The 6,442-nt window shown below is 43.8% G+C and carries 4 protein-coding genes; 2 read left to right on the top strand and 2 right to left on the bottom strand.

The window, feature by feature from the left end; all coding sequences use genetic code 11:
- Nucleotides 1–3 precede the first annotated feature (3 nt).
- Both Q0668_RS05750 and Q0668_RS05745 read right to left on the bottom strand, forming a co-directional pair.
- Nucleotides 4–2,085 carry a carboxy terminal-processing peptidase gene (locus Q0668_RS05750; RefSeq protein ID WP_298861162.1) on the bottom strand — a complete coding sequence of 694 codons (2,082 nt, stop codon included), beginning with the start codon at nt 2,083–2,085 and terminating at the stop codon, nt 4–6.
- A gap of 425 nt (nt 2,086–2,510) precedes the next feature.
- Nucleotides 2,511–3,122, bottom strand: a complete 612-nt coding sequence (locus tag Q0668_RS05745; protein ID WP_298861159.1) for a TetR/AcrR family transcriptional regulator — start codon at nt 3,120–3,122, stop codon at nt 2,511–2,513.
- A 489-nt stretch (nt 3,123–3,611) separates the two neighbouring features.
- On the opposite strand from Q0668_RS05745, the gene Q0668_RS05740 reads away from it, so the two are divergent.
- On the top strand, nt 3,612–4,619 hold the full coding sequence (locus Q0668_RS05740) for a DUF1559 domain-containing protein (RefSeq protein ID WP_298861156.1): 1,008 nt from the start codon (nt 3,612–3,614) through the stop codon (nt 4,617–4,619).
- A 95-nt stretch (nt 4,620–4,714) separates the two neighbouring features.
- A complete protein-coding gene (locus Q0668_RS05735) occupies nt 4,715–6,373 on the top strand; it encodes an aldehyde dehydrogenase family protein (protein ID WP_298861153.1) in 1,659 nt (552 codons plus the stop codon).
- Nucleotides 6,374–6,442: the final 69 nt, after the last annotated feature.

Below are 6,442 nucleotides of genomic sequence, written 5' to 3'. Positions count from 1 at the left end.
AGCTTATCGTTGAACTGTAGTCATGTTTTTGAGGACATTCATGTAGTCAACGGTGATATTCAAGATTTCGTCGTTGTAATAATCTTTCTTGAAAATATCTTTTTCGGCTTTTGGATCCTTCTTTTTTTCTTCTTCTTCTTTTTCCTTTTCTTTTTTCAGTTTCTCTGCTTTTTCTTTCGCTTTATCGCCTGTCATTTCTTTACGTCGAACCGCTTCGGCAAGAGAAATGGTTTTCTGATCTTTCTTCTTCAGGTATTTATCGATTTCAGCTAGTTTTTCTTTGAAATCCTTATCTGTCACAACTCGCTTTGAACTGGATTCCTTCAGGCTTTTCAGAATTTGCTGGTTGACCAGATTTACCGGAGCAAACGGAGCAACTTCTGTTTTATCGAAGGCCATTGCATCATCGAGAAACGATTCTCCCAGATCCATTTTATCAATCAATGAAGGGAGTACGATATCAGAGCGAACACCCCGATTTTGGGTACTGTCACCATTGACTCGGTAAAATTGATTGATGGTCAGTTTCAATGCACCCAGATCTGGTCCGTTTAAGAAGCTGAACATCTTATTGCTGACGGTCATGACATTTTGCACGGTTCCTTTGCCGTGTGTTGTCGTATCGCCAATGATAATGCCTCGTTTATAGTCTTTAATGGCACCCGCAAAAATTTCTGAAGCAGAAGCTGAGAGTCGATTACAGACAACCACCAGCGGACCTGAATAGACTGCACCTGGTTCTGCATCGCGATGAATTTTACGTTCGCCATCCAATTGCTTGACCTGAACGACGGGGCCTTCATCTACAAATAAGCCGGAAACTTCAATCGCTTCGCTGAGGGCACCCCCACCATTAAAGCGTAAGTCGATGACGATTCCATCAACTCCTCCCTGATCTCGGAATTCATAAAGAACTTTTCTTACATCGCGGGCTGTGCTTTTGAAGTTTTCGTCACCTCGTTGAGCACCACGGAAATCACGATAAAATGAAGGGATGCTGATGATACCGATCCGTCCTGTCTGTCCTGGAATCCGTTCACCAGAATCAATGATTTTCCCTTTGACTTCAGATGTGCTTAATTCAATTTTCTTTCGTGTTAATTGATAGACTTCGGGAGAAGTATTCTCTTCGGTTTTTACACGCAGTTTAACGATGGTTCCCCGTTTTCCACGGATGTATCGCACGACTTTGCTGAGTTTCATTTCAACGACATCGACAAACTCGTCATCGTCCTGAGCCACAGCAATGATCTTGTCGCCCGGTTTGAGTCGGCCATCGGCGTCAGCTGCACCGCCGGGAACAATTTCTGCAACGATCGTAAAACCGTCTTCAGAGCGGAGAGCAGCACCTATTCCATCCAGACTGAGTTCCATACTGATTCGGAAGTCTTCCAGAGTTTGGGGAGACATATAGCTGGAGTGAGGATCGAAACAGTGAGTCAACGCACTCAGGTACATTTCCAGCTTTTCGGATTTCTCCGTCTCGGCCATGTTTTTCACGTTCTTGGCATAGCGTTTATGCAACTGTTTTCTTGCTTCTTCAATTTTCTTGTCATCCAGGATGAGATTCAGAACGTCATATTTGACTCGTTTTCGCCATCGTTCATTCATCTCAGATTGATCTTTAGCAAAATCAATATTTTTAGCATCAACGTTAATAGATTCATCAACGGTGAAGTCATGGTCGACGTCAACCAGTTGCTGAGCGTAGTCCATTCGTTCCTGAAGTCGCTTCAAATACAGATCAAAGCATTGATAGGCAAACTTGACATCTCCGACGATCAATTTATCGTCTAGTAGATTTTTCTCTGCTTCGAAATTGTTAATATCTGATTTGTAGAAATAAAGCTTTTGAGGATCGAGCTGTTTGATGAATCGACGCATCAGTTTTTGTGAAGTTTCATCATTGATGGGCTTGCCACTAATATGAAAACGGCTGACCATCGCACACACTCGTTTCGCAGTATCGGAATCGGTGGACGAATTAGGAACAGTTGCCTGCTGCGCGAAAATTGCAGTTCCCAAGAGGAGAACCATACAGAGGCAAAGAGCAGAGGCTGCTTTTGAGGGAGGATTTAACTTCATAAGTTTCGTCCGTTTACTGAATTTTATGTGATTAAGAGAAACAGCTGGAGAAACCGGAATTCAGCCCGGAATCCGCAAATGTCAAGGGTCCGATATTATAGGATCAGAGAAAACAGGACAAGACAACATTTTTGGGGAAACATTTACCGATCTACTTGTCAGATATTGATTTAGAGTAAATTGTATCCAGATGCCACTATTTATCTATCTTATAACTTCCATAAAACTTAGTACGTCATATGCAGCGAATTCGTTGGTCATTCTCGTTTCATTCCTTGTTTTTTCAGTGGGGAAAGATCAAAGACGACAGCATTTGGGGAGTGGGATTCGCTGTTTTTTGAGGGAACAGCAAACAAATTGGTGGTACAAGTGATTGATATTAAAGGAGATATGATTTATGTACGGTTGGCAAGCAGTCCAGGGCATTAGCTTGGAGTGAGGAGTTTTGTGATGGCAGCAAGGCTTTCAGACCATTGTGCTTTGAACTCTTCAGAGTTGACGTGATTTCCCGTAATCATTTGTGCTAACTGAGGTAGGGTGGCAGGAAAAAAGACCAGGGATGTGAGGATCAGCATCAGGCAGACCGGGTCAATCTCTTCTAAGAGATTTCCTTCAGACTGTGATTTTTTCAGGCTATCGATGTGTTTCTTGTAATAGTCCCGTCTCCAGGGTTCATCGATAATAGGGTCTCCATCATTTTGCTGTGCCTCATTCAGCAAGACGCGGACATAGTCCTGATCCCTTAAGTTTTCCTCGAAGAAATATTGCAAAATTTCTGCAATATCGACAGGGATTTTTTCGACATTGTCAGCACGTTCTTCCAGTTTGCTTTGCAGGGCAGCCTTAAATAACCCGTGTTTATCAGTGAAATAGCGATATATCAGTGATTTATTAAAATTTGCCAGCCTGGCAACTGATTCAATTCGGGCACCATCGACGCCTCTTTCTGCAAATTCCTTGATCGCAGCCTTGAGAATTGCTTCCTGGGAGCTGGCTTCTTTTTTCTGCGGTTTGTTTTGTATTTCGCTAGATGCCATTGTTGCTCCCATTTCAGCTGAAAAGGCTAAGTCTACCAACCAGATTTTCTGGTGTGAAGATCCTTGAGTCAGACCAATCAAGATTTTGTATTCGCAAAAAATAATATTTTCTACAAATTCCAGTTGAATTCTGGAATCCTGCTGTTTATTATCGTGCTATTGTAACGGTAACGTTACCGATTATCAAATGGAATTAAGAGTATTTAGATCAAATTTCACTGAAATGGCGGTAATACAAGCAGGCTAAGCCTTATCTCGAGACAACCCTGTCTGTGATTCATGAACATTAAATTTGAATGAATGATTTCATTCTTTTCAACTTTAGAGAAATGAGTAGAGGCGGTTAACGTCTTTAACTTTGAGAGACACTGTTCTTTTGCGAAATTTTTCCGTCCTTTAGATCACCGGGTAATGGTGAATAGCTCAGGGCCCTTTATTTTTCATGCTTAGGCACTTTCAAAACCTTCTGCCAATGTTAGGAGTCATGCTATGTTATTTGGTAAACCTCAGAGAAGAGGATTCACACTGATCGAGTTGTTAGTGGTGATTGCGATCATTGCAATCCTCATTGCTTTGCTGTTACCCGCGGTTCAACAGGCCAGGGAAGCGGCTCGTCGTTCTCAGTGTAAAAACAATCTGAAACAATTCGGGCTGGCCATGCACAATTATCATGAAGCCCATAGCATGTTTCCGCTTGGAGCCAGTGTTCAGCTTGGGGGGTCTGGTGGAGGTAATTTCAATTCCAATGGTCTTACCATGATGTTGCCTTATTTTGATCAAGCCAATTTATCTAATCTTTATAACTCATCAGTGCCTTGGGAACAGCAGTCATCAGCTGTAGCCAGGACTGTAATTCCCATGTTTGTCTGTCCTTCCAATGTCGGGGTCAATCCTTATCAGAGTCCCGCTTTAGGTGCTTTAGGATTACCTGCAGGAGATACATTCGGGATTACGACGTATGTTATGTGTCGAGGTTCAAATGTAGGCTGGTGTGGTTCCAGCAATCACTCTAGCGCTGTCAAAGGAATGTTTGACCTCAATAAGGGATCCAAAATGCGGGACATTGTGGATGGTTCCAGTAATACGATCGCAATGGGTGAAGCAGGAACGGGTCCAAAATTTATTCTCTGCGAAGGTCAGGGATGTAATGGGTCGACGGCGAGTACCAATGAAGCCACCCAACCCTGGATCATTCCGCAGCCAGGAAATACTGACTTTAAGCCTGCGACCGGAGCGACGGCGAGTGTCTTTGGAAGTACAGCAGATCGGATTAATAAGCCCTTCACGACTGAAACGTTTCTTGACATTCCCGGCATTGGTGATTGCACCTTTAATGTTGGTGGAGATGCCACGAGTAACTTCCGTAGTCAGCACGTGGGAGGTTGTCACTTTCTCTATGCAGACGGGTCGGTTCACTTCATTAGTGAGAATGTCGACTTGAATCTGTATCAGGCACTCTCAACGATTCAAGGTGGAGAAGTCGTCACACTTCCCTGATCTTTGAGCCTCGTATTTTAAACCATTTCACGAAGATCGAATATGGGTTTATAAGAATGGAGAAGGCAATCCTGCATCAACAAGCTGTATCCACTATGAATCTGCCTGAAATCGATCAGGCTTTGAAAGAGCTGACTGAAGCCAATCGAATTTCGGATGGTTTTTCAGTGGCGCAGCGCATTCGATTGATCGAGTTATGCCTGCAAAGTCTTTCCGAAGCTGTTGTGGAATGGGTTGATCTTTGTTGTCATGCGAAACAGATTCCGAAAGACAGCCCGGTTAGAGCTGAAGAAGTTCTGGCCGGGCCTGTTTCGGTGGCTCGTTACTTACAGGTTTTGTTAATCAGTCTGCAAGCTATACAGCGTTCTGGAAAACCACAATTACCCGGCACTCCCGTTCAAACTACGGAAAAACAGTGGCGCGTGCCTGTCTTTCCAACGAAGGGTATTGACGATGCGATCGTGTTTTCTGGCTTAAAGGCTGAGGCCTGGTTAAAGCCGGGGGTGGAATCCGAGTCGCTTTTCAATCTTGAACATTTAGAAAGAGACTCTACAACTCCGTTCCCTCTGACATTGGTTTTAGGTGCTGGAAATGTTTCTGCGATTCCTGCGACTGATGTTCTGACAAAGATTCTGCAGGATGGAGAGCGTGTACTTCTCAAAATGAATCCGGTGAATGATTATTTGAGACCGGTATTTGAACAGTCATTTCAGCCGTTGATCGAGGCGGATTTGTTGCGTATTGTTTGCGGCAATGCAGAAGAAAGTGCGGCTTTGGTAGAACACGCCGCCATTGATCGCATTCATATTACAGGCTCAACGCAAACTCACGATGCTATTGTCTGGGGGAGTGATCCTGTAGAACGTGAGTCACGGAAGAAGAGCAATCAACCGAAACTAGATGCACCGATAACGAGTGAACTGGGGAATGTTTCTCCCTGGATTGTTGTTCCAGGGAAGTATTCTGAAAAACAGCTCCAGTTTCAGGCAGAGAATATCGCTGCATCGATCATGAACAATGCCTCTTTTAACTGCCTGGCCACCAAAGTGATTATTACGGCTGCTCATTGGAAGCAGCGTGAACAGTTTTTATCGATGATTGAGCAGTTTCTGGCGAAGAGTCCAAGACGGTTTGCATATTACCCGGGTGCTGCTGAGCGTTGGGAACGATTTGCAAATGATGTTCCTGATGATAAAGAGTACTTGCCCTGGAGACTGATTCGGGATGCCAATCCACAAAAGACTCCCTATTTATTTCAAGAAGAATCATTTGTCTGTGTTTGTGCAGAAACTGCGATCGATTCTATTTCAGATACAAACTTTCTGGAGCAGGCTGTCAATTTTGTGAATGATCAAGTATGGGGGACCCTTTGTGCAACGATTACCGTTCCGGATCCCTTTCGAAAAACACAGCAAGAATTTCTGGAACGTTGTGTTTCGCAAATGCGTTACGGAGCCATCGGAATCAATCACTGGCCTGCTTTGAATTATGCCTTTATGTCAACTCCCTGGGGAGGGGCACCGGGGGCTGACTTGAAAAATGTCGCCAGCGGAATTGGTAATGTGCACAACACCTATTTTCTCAGAGATGTTTCTAAAACTGTCTTGTTCGGGCCGCTGACGCTGTTTCCCAAACCTGTCTGGTTTCCCTCACATCCTAATCCTGAATCTGTGGGATGGGGTCTACTGAAACATTATTCACACCCTTCTGTAGGGAATCTGTTACGCTTGGGTCGTTCTGTCGTATTCAAGTAAAAATTTCATTTTAAATTAAGGCAGCCTCTAAGAATCAATTTTTCAGATTAATTAAGATTTCAGAGAGTG

The sequence above is a fragment of the uncultured Gimesia sp. genome (assembly GCF_937910335.1).
Taxonomy (GTDB): Bacteria; Planctomycetota; Planctomycetia; order Planctomycetales; family Planctomycetaceae; genus Gimesia.
This window is presented reverse-complemented; position numbering and strand designations above follow the sequence as displayed.